At 73.7% G+C, this 14,727-nt stretch carries 13 protein-coding genes; 11 read left to right on the top strand and 2 right to left on the bottom strand.

Annotated elements, in window-relative coordinates:
* The first annotated feature begins 18 nt into the window (after positions 1 to 18).
* The 3 genes from FIP57_RS16020 (at position 19) to FIP57_RS16010 (ending at position 3,785) form a co-directional block, all read left to right on the top strand.
* Positions 19 to 1,614: a YifB family Mg chelatase-like AAA ATPase gene (locus tag FIP57_RS16020; RefSeq protein WP_238993513.1), complete on the top strand. Its 1,596-nt coding sequence runs from the start codon at positions 19 to 21 to the stop codon at positions 1,612 to 1,614.
* Positions 1,611 to 2,753 (top strand): DNA-processing protein DprA, encoded by a 1,143-nt coding sequence (gene dprA, locus FIP57_RS16015; protein WP_148574520.1) that lies wholly within the window; start codon positions 1,611 to 1,613, stop codon positions 2,751 to 2,753. Before FIP57_RS16020 ends, dprA begins: the two co-directional genes overlap by 4 nt.
* Before the next feature lie 87 nt (positions 2,754 to 2,840).
* On the top strand, positions 2,841 to 3,785 hold the full coding sequence (locus tag FIP57_RS16010) for a tyrosine recombinase XerC (RefSeq protein ID WP_238993512.1): 945 nt from the start codon (positions 2,841 to 2,843) through the stop codon (positions 3,783 to 3,785).
* Between the two features lie 101 nt (positions 3,786 to 3,886).
* Here the strand turns inward: FIP57_RS16010 and FIP57_RS16005 are convergent, their stop codons facing one another.
* On the bottom strand, positions 3,887 to 4,489 hold the full coding sequence (locus FIP57_RS16005; protein ID WP_238993511.1) for a M23 family metallopeptidase: 603 nt from the start codon (positions 4,487 to 4,489) through the stop codon (positions 3,887 to 3,889).
* Positions 4,490 to 4,925: 436 nt separating this feature from the next.
* Here FIP57_RS16005 and rpsB point away from each other — a divergent pair, with 436 nt between their 5' ends.
* The 6 genes from rpsB to rlmN all read left to right on the top strand — a co-directional run bounded on the left by rpsB (position 4,926) and on the right by rlmN (position 10,329).
* On the top strand, positions 4,926 to 5,858 hold the full coding sequence (gene rpsB, locus FIP57_RS16000; protein WP_148574518.1) for a 30S ribosomal protein S2: 933 nt from the start codon (positions 4,926 to 4,928) through the stop codon (positions 5,856 to 5,858).
* Positions 5,859 to 5,911: 53 nt separating this feature from the next.
* Positions 5,912 to 6,724: a translation elongation factor Ts gene (gene tsf, locus FIP57_RS15995; RefSeq protein WP_148574517.1), complete on the top strand. Its 813-nt coding sequence runs from the start codon at positions 5,912 to 5,914 to the stop codon at positions 6,722 to 6,724.
* Positions 6,725 to 6,835: 111 nt separating this feature from the next.
* Positions 6,836 to 7,552 carry a UMP kinase gene (gene pyrH, locus FIP57_RS15990; RefSeq protein ID WP_148574516.1) on the top strand — a complete coding sequence of 239 codons (717 nt, stop codon included), beginning with the start codon at positions 6,836 to 6,838 and terminating at the stop codon, positions 7,550 to 7,552.
* A gap of 124 nt (positions 7,553 to 7,676) precedes the next feature.
* On the top strand, positions 7,677 to 8,231 hold the full coding sequence (gene frr, locus FIP57_RS15985; protein WP_238993551.1) for a ribosome recycling factor: 555 nt from the start codon (positions 7,677 to 7,679) through the stop codon (positions 8,229 to 8,231).
* A gap of 10 nt (positions 8,232 to 8,241) precedes the next feature.
* Entirely contained in the window at positions 8,242 to 9,114 is an 873-nt protein-coding gene (locus tag FIP57_RS15980; RefSeq protein WP_148574514.1) for a phosphatidate cytidylyltransferase, read from the top strand.
* Between the two features lie 66 nt (positions 9,115 to 9,180).
* Positions 9,181 to 10,329: a dual-specificity RNA methyltransferase RlmN gene (gene rlmN, locus FIP57_RS15975; RefSeq protein ID WP_148574513.1), complete on the top strand. Its 1,149-nt coding sequence runs from the start codon at positions 9,181 to 9,183 to the stop codon at positions 10,327 to 10,329.
* A gap of 3 nt (positions 10,330 to 10,332) precedes the next feature.
* Here the strand turns inward: rlmN and FIP57_RS15970 are convergent, their stop codons facing one another.
* Positions 10,333 to 11,163, bottom strand: a complete 831-nt coding sequence (locus FIP57_RS15970) for a serine protein kinase RIO (protein ID WP_148574512.1) — start codon at positions 11,161 to 11,163, stop codon at positions 10,333 to 10,335.
* A 169-nt stretch (positions 11,164 to 11,332) separates the two neighbouring features.
* On the opposite strand from FIP57_RS15970, the gene FIP57_RS15965 reads away from it, so the two are divergent.
* A complete protein-coding gene (locus FIP57_RS15965) occupies positions 11,333 to 12,775 on the top strand; it encodes a M1 family metallopeptidase (protein ID WP_148574511.1) in 1,443 nt (480 codons plus the stop codon).
* A gap of 55 nt (positions 12,776 to 12,830) precedes the next feature.
* Positions 12,831 to 14,717 (top strand): propionyl-CoA synthetase, encoded by a 1,887-nt coding sequence (locus tag FIP57_RS15960; protein ID WP_148574510.1) that lies wholly within the window; start codon positions 12,831 to 12,833, stop codon positions 14,715 to 14,717.
* The last annotated feature ends 10 nt before the right edge of the window (positions 14,718 to 14,727 follow it).

Below are 14,727 nucleotides of genomic sequence, written 5' to 3'. Positions count from 1 at the left end.
TGGGCCACGACACGCACGGTGACGCTCGAGGGCGTCTCGGGACACGTCGTCGACGTGCAGGCCGACGTCGCCCAGGGGCTGATCACCACCACGCTCGTCGGCCGTCCGGACGCCTCGGTGAACGAGGCCCGCGACCGGTGCCGCACGGCGATGGTGAACAGCGGCTTCGACTGGCCGACGACCCGGCGGGTGACGGTCCTGCTGTCGCCGGCCGACCTGCCGAAGCGGGGCTCGCACTTCGACCTCGCGATCGCGGTCGCGGTGCTCGCCGCGGACGAGGCGGTGCCCAAGGGCTCCGTCGACGGCATCGTGATGCTGGGCGAGCTCACCCTCGACGGGCGGCTGCGCGCGGTGCCCGGGGTCCTGCCGATGGTGCTCGCCGCGCGTGCCTCCGGGTTCTCGACGGTGATGCTGCCCGACCTCCACGTGGAGGAAGCGGCGATGGTGCCGGGGATGACCGTGGTCGGCGTCCGCTCGCTGCGCCAGGCGATCGCGACACTGCGCGGCCACGAGCCTCCCGACGAGCCGCCGGTCGCCCCGCCGTCCGGCGGCTCGCTGCTGACCTGGCGCGGCGAGCGGCGAGCGGAGGAGCTCGACCTGCGCGACGTGCACGGGATGGCGGACGCCCGCTTCGCGCTCGAGGTCGCCGCCGCAGGTGGCCACCACCTGCTGCTGAGCGGCCCCAAGGGTGCCGGCAAGACGACGCTCGCCGAGCGGCTGCCCGGGCTGCTGCCGGACCTCACCGCCGAGGAGGCGCTCGAGCTCGCGGCGGTGCGGTCGCTCTCGGGCGAGCTCGACGGGCCGGTGCAGACCCGGCCACCCTTCCGCGCCCCGCACCACACCGCGTCGAAGGCCAGCGTCCTCGGCGGCGGGACCGGGCGCGTCCACCCGGGCGAGATCAGCCGGGCGCTGCACGGGGTGCTCTTCCTGGACGAGTTCCCGCTCTTCGGCGTCGACCTCATCGACGCCCTGCGCCAGCCCCTCGAGAACGGCGAGGTGACGATCGCCCGCGGCGACGAGGTCGCCACCTTCCCTGCTCGGACCACGGTCGTGCTCGCGGCGAACCCGTGTCCCTGCGGGGACTACCACCCCGACGTGCGGGAGAGCCGCTGCACGTGCAGCGAGGTCCGGCGGCGCAGCTACCGCGACCGGGTCAGCGGCCCGGTGACCGACCGCATCGACGTGGTCCGCCACCTGTCGCCGGTGCGTCCCCACGAGCTGCGGAACCCGCTCCACCGTCCGGAGTCCACCGCCGAGGTGCGGGCCCGGGTGGAGGTGGCACGGGAGCGCCAAGCGGTGCGGTACGCCGGCACGCCGTGGCGGGTCAACGGCGACGTGCCCGGTTCGGAGCTCGCCGTGCGGTGGCCCCTGCCGGCGCCCGGGCAGGGGCTCGTCGACCAGCACCTGGGCGAGGGGCGGCTGACTCGCCGGGGCGCTGCTCGTGTGCACCGGCTGGCGTGGACGGTGGCCGACCTGCGCGGGCTCGACGAGCCCGGGACCGCGGAGGTGGACACCGCCCTCCGGCTCCGCGCCGGGGAGCCGCTGCCCGTGAGCGCCCTCGCGACTCCCACGGCGGCCGCACCGTCGGTGCGCACCGGCGGGGACGCCCGATGACCGCCGCGACCGACGAGGAACGCCTGGCCCGCGCGGCGCTGAACCTGGTCAGCGAGCCGGGTGACCCGCGGGTCGCCCGCCTCGTGGCCGCGCTCGGCGCCGTCGAGGTGCACGACCGGCTGCTCGCCGACACCGACCTCGAGGGGCTGCGCAGCGACGCCGCCGAGCGGCTCGCCGGCGTCGCCCCCGGTCGGGTCCTCGACGACGCGCGCCGGCGGGGGATCCGGTTCGTCGTCCCTGGCGACGACGAGTGGCCCGAGCAGCTCGCGGACCTCGACCTGGTCGAGCCGCTCAACCGGCTGGCCGGGGCGCCGCTCGGGCTGTGGCTGCGCGGCCCGCTGCGGCTGCGGGACGCGTGCGAGACCGCTGTCGCCGTCGTGGGGTCACGGTCGGCCACGACCTACGGCACCGACGTCGCCGCCGACCTGTCCGCACGGCTCGCCCGCCACCGGGTCACGGTCGTCTCGGGCGCCGCGTTCGGCATCGACTACGCGGCGCACCGTGGCGCGATCGGCGGTGGGGGTCCGACGGTGGCGGTCCTCGCGTGCGGCGTCGACCGCGCGTACCCGACGGCGCACCGCGCCCTGCTGGACCATCTGGCGGAGGTCGGCCTGGTCGTCTCCGAGCTGCCGCCGGGGTGCTCGCCGACCCGGGTGCGGTTCCTCGGCCGCAACCGGCTGATCGCCGCGCTCAGCACCGGCACGGTCGTCGTGGAGGCGGCGGTGCGCAGCGGCGCGCTGAACACCGCCACCTGGGCGACCCGGCTCAACCGGCTGCTGATGGGGGTGCCGGGCCCGGCCACGAGCGCGCCGTCGGAGGGCGTCCACGAGCTCGTGAGGTCGGGGGCGGCGTCGCTGGTGACCCGCGGGGAGCACGTCCTCGAGCTGGTCGCGCCGGTGGGGGAGCAGCTGTTCCCGGTGCAGCGCGCCCCGGTGCGGCCCCGCGACCTCCTGGCCCACGACGAGCTCCGGGTGCTCGACGCGGTGCCCCTCGTCCGCCCGGCACCGACCACCGCCGTGGCACGCACGGCCGGGCTGTCGGTCGGCACCGTGACCGCCTCCCTGGAGCGGCTCCGGGCCGCCGGATGGGTCGACGGCGCCGAGGGACGGTGGCGGCGCTCCGGGCGACGGCTGGACTGACCCGACCCCGGCCGGGCGAGCCCCCGGCGTGCGCGGCCGCGGCGTGGGGAGGCGTCGCGGCCGCCCGTCGGCTCCTACCGTGTGACCGTGGCCAGCGACGCGTCGGAGGAGACACCGCCCCTGCCGGAGGGGTTCGCGCGCGTCCTGGCCGACTACGAGCGCCACCTCCGCTCCGAGCGCGACGTCAGCCCGCACACGCTGCGCGCCTACGTCGCCGACGTGGAGGCGATGATGCGCCACGCCGTCGCCTACGGCCACGCCGAGCTCGACACCCTCGACCTCCGCACGCTCCGGAGCTGGCTGGCCTCGCAGCAGACGAGGGGGCGCAGCCGGACCACGATCGCGCGCCGCGCGACCGCGGTCCGGGTGTTCACCGCCTGGGCGGCCCGCACCGGCGTCCTCCCGCACGACCCCGGTTCGGTGCTCGGCTCCCCGCGCGCCGGGCGGGTGCTGCCGCCGGCCCTGCGCGAGGACGAGGTGCGACTGCTGCTCGACGCGGCCGCGGAGCGGGCGACCACCGACGGCCCCCGTGGGCTGCGTGACCTCGCGATCATCGAGCTGCTGTACGCGACCGGGATCCGCGTCGGCGAGCTGTGCGGCCTCGACGTCGACGACCTCGACGACGGCCGCCGGGTGGTGCGGGTGCTCGGCAAGGGACGCAAGGAACGGGTCGTCCCCTACGGTCTGCCCGCCGAGCGGGCCCTGCGTCACTGGCTGGCCGACGGGCGCCCCGCGCTGGCGCGCGAAGGGTCGGGGCCGGCACTCTTCCTGGGGAGCCGGGGCGGCCGGATCGACCAGCGGGCCGTGCGGACGCTGGTGCACGCGCGGCTCGACGAGGTGCCCGGTGCGCCGTCCCTCGGGCCCCACGGGTTGCGCCACACCGCCGCGACGCACCTCCTCGAGGGCGGCGCCGACCTGCGGAGCGTCCAGGAGCTGCTCGGGCATGCCTCTCTGGCGACCACGCAGATCTACACCCACGTCTCGAGCGAGCGGCTGCGGGCGGCGTACCACCAGGCGCACCCGCGCGCCTGAGCGCGCCAGAACGGGCGGCTCGACGCGGACGACGCGCCACGAGGGGCGGCTCGACGCGGACGACGCGCGCCAGGAAGCGGCCGGAAGCGGCCGGAGGCGGTTCAGAGCGGGAGGAGGCGGACCGGGCGCGGGGCGGCGCCGACGAGCAGCAGCGGGTCGAGGTAGGTCTCCCCGCGGACCCAGCCCCAGTGCAGGCAGGCCGCAGGGGAGCAGTGGGTGCCGGCCCAGCCGAGCCGGCCCACGACCTGGCCCGCCACGACCTCGTCGCCGCGGCTGACGGTCGCCAGCACCGGTTGGTACGTCGTCCGGGTGCCGCCGTGGTCCACGACCACCACCGGCGTCCCGGCGACCCGTCCCGCGAACGAGACCGTCCCGGCGAGCGCCGCGTGGACCTGCTGGCCGACCCGTCCCCGGAGGTCCGCGCCGCGGTGTCCCGAGCCCCAGCGCACCTCCGGTGGATCGAAGTGCTCCGCGACCTCGGGACGGGGCTGCAGCGGCCACTCGCCCCGGGGCTGCTCCGAGGGAGCCGCCGCGAGGGGGCGGGGCGAGGGGTGGACGAGCTGCCCGGGCGGCCCGACGTCGGGCTCGGGCGCCGGCATCGCGACGGCACCAGGGGCGGCGGCGCAGAGGCAGGCCAGGGTGGCGACGGAGGCGGCCAGGGAGGCCGGCAGGGCGAGACGGGCGCGGCGCGAGATGGGCTCCATCGGGGCAGCGTCCGCCGCCCGGCGCGGGCGGACCAGGTGGCCGCGTGAGGCCGTGGACGGGGCCTGGCGTCAGCGGGCTGTGGAAGCACGTCGGCCGGTGCTGCTGCCGGTTCGCGAGGGCTCCGGGCGTCGGCTAGACTGGCCGGTGGCGACTCGCGTGAGCGGGTCGACTATCGCACGCCCGTCCAACCGCACAGCGTCCGGAGCCTCACCGCCCCGGGCCCGCGGGCGGAGCGCCTCGGTCCGGTCGGTTCCCCGGAGTCGACCAGGTGGCGCTCCTGCCGGGTGTCAGGGCGGGCCGCGACCGCGGCCCGCGACAACCGAGAACAGACACCGTCCGCGCGAGCCGCGGCCGGACGCCGGTCACCGCCCTGCGGTGGCGCGGGCAGCCGGCACGGAGGCGCGCCCGGTGTCACGAGAAAGAGAGTCGAAGGCCATGGCCGTCGTCACCATGCGCCAGCTCCTCGAGAGCGGCGTCCACTTCGGGCACCAGACCCGTCGGTGGAACCCGAAGATGAAGCGCTTCATCATGACGGAGCGCAACGGGATCTACATCATCGACCTCCAGCAGTCGCTGGCCTACATCGACCGCGCCTACGCGTTCATCAAGGACACCGTCAGCAAGGGCGGCACCGTGATGTTCGTGGGCACGAAGAAGCAGGCCCAGGAGGCGATCGCCGAGCAGGCGACCCGCGTCGGCATGCCTTACGTCAGCCAGCGCTGGCTGGGCGGCATGCTCACCAACTTCCAGACCGTGCACCAGCGGATCAACCGGCTCAAGGAGCTCGACGAGGTCGACTTCGACAACGTCGCCGGCTCCGGGCGCACGAAGAAGGAGCTCCTGCAGATGAAGCGGGAGCGCGACAAGCTCGACAAGACCCTCGGCGGCATCCGGGAGATGACCCGGACTCCCTCGGCGGTCTGGATCGTCGACACCAAGAAGGAGCACCTGGCGGTGGAGGAGGCGCGCAAGCTGCGCATCCCGATCATCGGCATCCTCGACACCAACTGCGACCCCGACGAGGTCGACTTCCCGATCCCGGGCAACGACGACGCGATCCGCGCCGTCACCCTGCTGACCCGCGTCGTCGCCGACGCGGTGGCCGACGGGCTCATGGCACGTGCGGGCGTCCGCTCGGGCGAGGCCGAGACCGGCGCCGAGCTCGGTGCCGAGGAGCCGCTGCCGGAGTGGGAGCGGGAGCTCCTCGCCGGCGAGGCCGAGGGTGCCGCCGTCGCCGCCACCGGTGGCGACCCGGCCACCGAGTCCACCCCCGCCTCGGAGGCGACCGGTGCGAGCTCGGAGGGCACCTCCGAGCCGGAGGCGGCCCAGCCCGCCGCCGAGTCGGCCGCCCCGTCCGAGCAGGGCTGAGCGGGTCCACAGGACCCCTCACCTCACACCAGCCAGAGGAGCAACACGCACTCATGCCCATCACTGCTGCCGACGTCAAGAAGCTCCGTGACCTCACGGGCGCCGGGATGATGGACGCCAAGAAGGCGCTCAGCGAGACCGACGGCGACTTCGACAAGGCCATCGAGCTGCTGCGCGTCAAGGGTCAGGCGAAGGCCAAGGCCCGCGGCGCCGAGCGCGAGGCCACCGCCGGGCTCGTCGCGAGCTCGGGCGGCGCCCTGGTCGAGCTCCGCAGCGAGACCGACTTCGTCGCCAAGAACCCCGAGTTCGTCGAGACCGCGCAGAAGATCGCCGAGGCGGCCGCCGCCAACGGCGCGGCGGACGCCGAGACGCTCGCGGGCGTCTCGCTCGGCGACCGCACCGTCGGGGAGGCCGTGTCCGAGCTCGCCGTCAAGATCGGCGAGAAGATCGAGCTCGGCCGGGTCGCCTACTTCGACGGCCAGACGGTCGTCTACCTGCACCGTCGCGCGGCCGACCTGCCGCCGGCCGTCGGCGTGCTCGTGGAGTACACCGGCGACGACGCCGAGGCCGCCCGTGGCGCTGCCATGCAGGTCGCGGCGATGCGTCCGACGTACGTCTCCCGTGACGAGGTCCCCGAGGACGTCGTCGCCAAGGAGCGCGAGATCGCCGAGGCGACCGCCCGCGAGGAGGGCAAGCCGGAGCAGGCGCTGCCGAAGATCGTCGAGGGGCGGCTCAACGGCTTCTACAAGGAGGTCGCGCTGCTCGACCAGCCCTCGGTGACCGAGAACAAGAAGTCCGTCGGGGCGGTCCTCGACGCAGCGGGGGTCGCGGTCACGCGCTTCGCCCGTTTCGAGGTCGGCGCCTGAGTCCACTAGGGTTCACGCCAGACGTGTGAGACGACGAGGAGGCCGGTTGGTGGAGGGTGTCAGGACGACGCCCCGCCGACCGGCCTTCTCGCGTCCGGTGGAGGAGTCACGGTGACGGGTTACAAGCGGGTCCTGCTGAAGCTGTCCGGCGAGGTCTTCGGGGGCGGCAAGGTCGGCGTCGACCCCGACGTGGTCAGCGGCATCGCCGCCGAGATCGCGGAGGTGGTCCGCTCCGGCGTCCAGGTGGCCATCGTCACCGGTGGCGGCAACTTCTTCCGCGGCGCCGAGCTGCAGCAACGGGGGATGGAGCGGGCGCGTGCCGACTACATGGGGATGCTCGGCACGGTGATGAACTGCCTCGCGCTCCAGGACTTCCTGGAGAAGCAGGGGGTCCAGACGCGTGTCCAGACCGCGATCACGATGGGCCAGGTCGCCGAGCCCTACATCCCGCGGCGCGCAATCCGGCACCTCGAGAAGGGGCGGGTCGTCATCTTCGGCGCCGGTGCAGGGATGCCCTACTTCTCCACCGACACCGTCGCCGCCCAGCGCGCGCTCGAGACCGGCTGCCAGGTGATCCTCATGGGCAAGCAGGGGGTCGACGGCGTCTACGACGCCGACCCCAACGAGGACCGCAGCGCGGTGAAGTTCGACCAGCTGACCTACGACGAGTTCCTCACCCGGGGGCTGAAGGTCGCCGACGCGACCTCGATCAGCCTCTGCCGCGACAACGACATCGACATGGTGGTCTTCAACCTCTCCGAGCACGGGAACATCGCCCGCGTCGTGCAGGGTGAGAAGATCGGGACGACGATCACGCGCGACGTGTGAGCCCGGCGGGCCGGCCCTGTGCCTGCCCGGTGTCGGCCAGGACGGCGCGCCGCCCCGCAGCACCACCACGACCGGACCAGACGCACCACGCACGGACGACGAGGCAAGGGAGCAACGCACGGTGATCAACGAGACGCTCAAGGAAGCCGAGCAGAAGATGGACAAGGCGGTCTCGGTGACCCGGGAGGACTTCGCCGCCATCCGCACCGGCCGCGCCCACCCGTCGATGTTCCACAAGATCCTCGCGGACTACTACGGCAACCCGACGCCGCTGCAGCAGCTGGCGTCGTTCACGGTGCCCGAGGCCCGCGTGATCATCATCAGCCCGTTCGACCAGGGTGCGATGGGCTCGATCGAGAAGGCGATCCGCGACTCCGACCTCGGCGTCAACCCGACCGACGACGGCCGCAACATCCGCGTCGTGCTCCCCGAGCTCACCGAGGAGCGGCGCAAGGACTACATCAAGGTCGCGCGCTCCAAGGCCGAGGAGGGGCGGGTCTCGGTCCGCAACATCCGCCGCCACGCCAAGCAGACCCTCGACAAGCTCGAGAAGGACGGCGAGGTCGGCAAGGACGACGTCACCGGTGCGGAGAAGCGGCTCGACGCGCTCACCAAGAAGCACGTCGACGCGATCGACGACATGCTCAAGCACAAGGAAGCCGAGCTCCTCGAAGTATGAGCGGGGCCCGATGACGACCCCCTCGGAGGGGGCGGCGAAGGCCGCGTCCTCCACGAGTCGTGCCGGGCGGAACCTCCCCGCCGCGATCGGGTCGGCGGTGGTGCTGCTCGCGGCCATCGCGCTCTGCCTCGCGACCTTCGACGGCTTCCCGTTCGTCTTCCTGGCCTGCGCGGCGATCTGCGTCGGCATCTGGGAGCTCGGCCGAGGCCTCGCGAGCGCGGGGGTGCGGCTCCCCGTCGAGCCCCTGTACGCCGGAGCGGCCGCGATGCTCTTCGGGGCGTGGTTCGGAGGTGCTCCGCCGCTGGCCACCGCCCTGGCGGTCACCGCCCTCGCGGTGATGCTGTGGCGGCTCCGGCTGGGCGTGGCCGGCTTCGTCCGCGACGCCACGGCGGGGGTCTTCACCGCGGTCTACGTGCCGTTCCTCGCCGGTTTCGTGGTGCTCCTGCTGCGCCCCGACGACGGCGTCTGGCGGGTCCTCACCTTCATCCTGGTGACGATCGCCTCCGACATCGGCGGCTACGCCGCGGGCGTGCTCCTCGGCCGGCACCCGATGGCGCCGGTCATCTCCCCGAAGAAGTCCTGGGAGGGTTTCGCCGGGTCGGCGGTCTCCTGCATGGTCGTCGGCTGGCTCTGCGTGACCTACCTGCTCGACGGCGACTGGTGGGTCGGGGTCCTGCTGGGTGCCCTGGCGGTGGTGACCGCGACGCTGGGCGACCTGTTCGAGTCGGTCATCAAGCGCGACCTCGGCATCAAGGACATGTCGCAGATCGTCCCCGGCCACGGCGGGCTGATGGACCGGCTCGACTCGCTGCTCGCCACCGTCGCCCCGACGTGGCTGGTGCTCTACTACCTGGTCGACGTCTCGTCCACGGCCGGGCTCTGAGGCCGGCGGAGCGCCCTCCTCTCGAGCGGGGCGGTGCCCTTCCCCGACCTGGGAGAATGGAGCGTCATGCCTGAAGCCCCCGCCCCGTCCAGCGCCCCCGAGCAGCCGCGGACCCTGCCGCTCGTCTTCGACGAGCCGCGCGGCCGCCGCAAGCCGCCGCGCCACCTCGCCGACCTCACCCCCGCCGAGCGCAAGGAGCTGGTGAGCGGCCTCGGGCTCCCCGGGTTCCGCGCCAAGCAGCTCTCCACGCACTACTTCGGCCGCCTCGTCGAGGACCCGGCGGAGATGACGGACCTCCCGACTGCGGAGCGCGACCAGCTCGTCGCCGGGCTGCTGCCCCCGCTGATGGAGCCGCTGCGCACCCTCGAGACCGACAAGGGCGCCACCCGCAAGACGCTCTGGAAGCTGTTCGACGGCGCGCTCGTCGAGTCCGTCCTCATGCGTTACCCCGACCGAGCCACGATGTGCGTCTCCTCGCAGGCCGGCTGCGGGATGGCGTGCCCGTTCTGCGCGACCGGCCAGGGCGGGCTGCAGCGCAACATGTCCACCGCCGAGATCGTCGAGCAGGTCGTCGCCGGCGCCCGCTCCCTGGCGCGCGGCGAGGTCGCCGGCGGCCCGGGCCGGGTCTCCAACGTGGTGTTCATGGGCATGGGCGAGCCGATGGCCAATTACAAGGCGGTCATCGGCGCGGTCCGGCGGCTCACCGACAAGACCCCCGACGGCCTCGGCATGTCGGCACGCGGGATCACCGTCTCCACGGTCGGCCTCGTCCCGCGCATCGAGCAGCTCGCCGACGAGGGGATCCCGGTGACGCTCGCGCTGTCGCTGCACGCCCCCGACGACGAGCTCCGCGACGAGCTGGTGCCGATCAACAACCGGTGGAAGGTCCACGAGGCCGTCGGCGCCGCGTGGCGCTACGCGGAGCGGACCAAGCGACGCGTCTCGATCGAGTACGCCCTGATCAAGGACGTCAACGACCAGGCCTGGCGGGCCGACCTGCTCGCCGACGTGCTCACGTCGTACGGCGACTGGGGGTGGGTGCACGTGAACCTCATCCCGCTCAACCCGACCCCCGGCTCGAAGTGGACCGCGAGCCGCCGCGAGGACGAGCGCGAGGTCGTCCGCCGCCTCCAGGCCAAGGGCGTCCCGACGACCGTGCGGGACACCCGGGGTCGGGAGATCGACGGCGCCTGCGGGCAGCTGGCGGCCCAGTAGGGCTCACCAGGCCTGGGCGATCGTCTCGCCGAAGAGCGCGTCCTCGTCGACGTCCAGCCCACGACGGCGGAACCACGTGCACAGGTTCCGGCAGTCGCGGAGCAGGAACTCCGGCCCCGACGGGTTCGCGACGATGTCGACCACCTGCGGCAGGTCGATGACCACCAGCCGCTCCCCGGCGGCCAGCACGTTGTACGGCGACAGGTCGCCGTGCGCGAGCCCGGCCCGGGCGAGCGCCCCGAGGACCTCCCGGAGCTGTTCGAAGTACGACGCGAGCAGCGCTCGGTCGGGCCGGGTGGCCGCCAGCCGGGGTGCCGGGGCGCCGTCGTGCGTCACCAGCTCCATGAGCAGCTCGGTGCCGTCGACCTGGACCGGGTAGGGGACCGGCACGCCGGCGGCCCAGAACCGCACGAGCGCGTCCCACTCGGCGGCCGCCCACTGGCCGGAGGCGACGGCCCGGCCGTGCCGGGTGCCCTTGGCCAGCGCCCTGGTGTCGCGGGTGTTCCGCATCCGGCGCCCCTCGGTGTAGGCGGTGCTGCGGTGGAAGGTGCGGTGCTCCTCGGAGCGGTACCGCTTGGCGGCGAGCAGGACGCCGTCGGTGCCGGGGACCGCCCGGCGGAGGAGGTGCACGTCGGCTTCCTTGCCGGTCTTGAGGACGCCGAGCTCGGTGTCGACCGCGGCGCGGTCGGTGACCACCCAGGCAGGGAGCGGCTCGGGGCCGCGGCAGGAACGTTCGACGTCCCAGTAGGTGCTCCACCGCTGCCCCTCGTCGAGGTCGTCGGTGGCGGTGAAGGAGAAGGTCAGCTCGAAGGGTCGTGCAGGTGCTTCGGACAACGGAGGGCTCCGGTCGGGAGAGGGAGGGACGAGGGCAGGCAGCAGTGCCGGACAGCCATGGGCTCCTCCTCTCCACAGGGGACCGCGGTGGGTCCCTTCCGAACGCGACGACGTGTAGCGTCGCGGTCGACCGTCGCGCCCGCAACTCCTTTTCGCACCGAGGACTCCGATGACCCGCTCCTTGCTCCGCCGCTCCCTCGTCGGGGCGGTGACCGCCGCCCTCCTCGCCGCCCCGGCCGTCGTGCCGTCGGCCGCGGCCGTCAGGGACTCAGCGGCGCCCGGGGTGGGCAGCCCGTCCGGCGGGGATCCCTACTTCCCCAAGGACGGCAACGGCGGCTACGACGTCCGCCACTACGCCATCAAGAACACCTACCGCCCGGGCAACGGCAACCTCTCCGGCCGGACCGTCGTGCACGCGGTCGCCTCGCGCGACCTGCGAGCGTTCCACCTCGACCTCGCGCTCGACGCCGACGCCGTCCTCGTCGACGGCCGCAAGGCGAAGTTCCGCAAGCCCGACCAGCACACGCTGCGGGTCCGCCCGCTCCGCCCGCTCGACGCCGGTCAGCGGTTCCAGGTCGAGGTCCGCTACCACGGCAACCCGTCGAAGACCCGGGTCCCGGGCTACGGCAGCCCGTTCTTCCAGGAGCGCGGCGAGGGGCTGGCGATGGGCGAGCCCCAGATCGGCCCGTGGTGGTTCGCCGCCAACGAGACCCCCGCGGACAAGGCGACCTACCGCATCGCGATCCGGGTCCCGCGCGGCCGCGAGGCGATCAGCAACGGCGAGCTGGTCGGCCGTCGCACCACCAAGGCGTGGACCACGTGGCGGTGGCGGATGAAGGACCCGATGACGACCTACGCCGCGTTCTTCTCCGCCGGTGAGCTGGCGCTCCGCAGCGGCAAGGACCGGGGGCGGCCCTACGTCTACGCGGTCACCAAGCAGCTGCGCCCCAAGGCACGCCAGCGCTGGTTCAAGCAGCTGAAGCGCACCGGTGAGGTGACCCGCTGGCTCGAGTCGGAGTTCGGCGACTACCCGTTCACCTCGATCGGCGGCGTCGCTCCGGGCGTCGACGCCGACTTCGCGCTCGAGACGCAGAGCCGACCCGTCTACCCGGTCGGCTGGGGCGTCGCCGACATCTCGCTGCTCGTGCACGAGATGGCCCACCAGTGGTTCGGGGACTCGGTGGCGCTGCGGCGGTGGCGCGACATCTGGCTCAACGAGGGGTTCGCCACCTACGCCGAGTGGCGGTGGTCCGAGACCCACGGCGGGCCCTCGACGGACCGGTGGCTGCGGGCGACGTACGGCGCCTACCCGGCCCGCGCGAAGTACTGGCGGACCAGGATCGGCGCCCCCGGCGCTCGGCACATCTTCGCCTGGGCGGTCTACGAGCGCGGCGCGATGACCCTCGCGGCGCTCCGCAACGTCATCGGCGACGCCGACCTCTCGACGCTGCTCCGCCGCTGGGCCCAGGACAACGCCCACGGCAACGTCACCGGCCGGCAGTTCCGGCAGCTGGCCGAGGAGATCTCCGGCGAGGAGCTCGACGGGTTCTTCGAGGAGTGGCTCGACGACCGCGACAAGCCCGCGAACACCGCGGCGAACGGGCTCGGCTGACGGGCTGTGCTGACGGGCTGGGCCGACCCGCCCGGGTGAGGAGAGGATGGAGCCCATGACGAGCTACCGCGACGTCTTCGACCGCAGCATCGCCGACCCCGAGGGGTTCTGGGCCGAGCAGGCCGCCCTCGTCGACTGGATCAAGAAGCCGTCGAAGGTCCTCGACGACTCCGCGCCGCCGTTCTACCGCTGGTTCCCCGACGCGACGCTGAACACCTGCTACAACGCGCTCGACCGCCACGTCGTGAAGGGGCGCGCCGACCAGCCGGCGATCATCCACGACAGCCCGGTCACCGGGTCGAAGCGGACCCTCACCTACGCGGAGCTGCTGGAGCAGGTCGCGGCGTTCGCCGGGGCCCTGCGCGGTCTGGGGGTGGCGAAGGGTGACCGGGTCGTCGTCTACATGCCGATGATCCCGGAGGCCGTCGTCGCGATGCTGGCCTGCGCCCGGCTCGGCGCCGTCCACTCGGTCGTCTTCGGCGGCTTCGCCGCCCACGAGCTCGCGGTCCGCATCGACGACGCCCGCCCCACCGTGGTCGTCGCGGCGTCGTGCGGGATCGAGCCAAGCCGGGTGGTGGAGTACAAGCCGCTCCTCGACCGTGCCCTCGACATGGCCGAGCACGAGCCGGTCGCGGTCGTGGTCAAGCAGCGGCCGCAGGCCGAGGCGTCGATGGTCGAGGGGCGCGACCTCGACTGGGACGTCGTCATGCGCGCCGGCGCCGAGGACCCCGCCGAGTGCGTCGAGGTGGCGGCGACCGACCCGCTCTACGTGCTCTACACCTCGGGCACCACCGGCAAGCCGAAGGGGATCGTCCGCGACAACGGCGGCCACGCGGTCGCGATGGCCTGGTCGCTGCCGAACGTCTACGACACCCGCGCCGGCGACGTCTTCTGGGCCGCGTCCGACGTCGGCTGGGTCGTCGGCCACTCCTACATCGTCTACGCGCCGCTGATCGCCGGGGCGACCACGATCGTCTACGAGGGCAAGCCCGTCGGCACCCCCGACGCCGGCGCGTTCTGGCGGGTGGTCGCCGAGCACGGGGTTCGCGCGCTGTTCACCGCGCCGACCGCGATCCGGGCGATCAAGAAGGAGGACCCCGACGGCACGCTGATCCGCGACCACGACCTGTCCTCGCTGAAGATCCTGTTCCTCGCCGGCGAGCGGCTCGACCCCGAGACCTACCAGTGGGCGACCGACCGGCTAGGGATCCCGGTGGTCGACAACTGGTGGCAGACCGAGACCGGGTGGCCGATCGCCGCGAACCTCCGCGGCCTCGAGCCGATGCCGCTGAAGCCGGGCTCCCCGTCCGTCCCGGTCCCGGGGTACGACGTGCGGGTGCTCGACACCGAGGGCCGCGAGGTGCCGCCGGGCACCGAGGGTGCGATCTGCCTGCGGCTGCCGATGCCGCCGGGGACCCTGCCGACGCTCTGGGGCGACGACGAGCGCTACGTCTCGTCGTACCTCTCGACCTTCGAGGGGCACTACGTCTCGGGCGACGGCGGCTACGTCGACGAGGACGGTTACGTCTTCGTGATGGGCCGCACCGACGACGTCATCAACGTCGCCGGCCACCGGCTGTCGACCGGCGCGATCGAGGCGGCGCTGGCCGGGCACCCGGCGGTCGCGGAGTGCGCGGTGATCGGGGTCGCCGACCCGATGAAGGGCCAGGTGCCCCGAGGGTTCGTCGTGCTGAAGTCCGGTGTGACGACCGACCCCGACGACGTCGCGCGCGAGCTGGTGGCCCGGGTCCGCGACGAGGTCGGCCCGGTGGCGGCGTTCAAGGACGTCACCGTGGTGGGCGGGCTCCCGAAGACCAGGTCGGGGAAGATCCTCCGCAAGACGATGCGCGAGATCGCCGACGGCCACGAGCCCACACCGCCCTCGACCATCGAGGACCCGGCGGTGCTCGACACGCTGCGCCCGGTGCTCCGGCGGGAGTGAGCGCCGCGCC

Source organism: Nocardioides caldifontis (assembly GCF_008087345.1).
Classification (GTDB): Bacteria; Actinomycetota; Actinomycetes; order Propionibacteriales; family Nocardioidaceae; genus Marmoricola_A; species Marmoricola_A caldifontis.
Note: the sequence above shows the minus strand (reverse complement) of the source record. Positions and strands in the feature narration are given on the sequence as shown.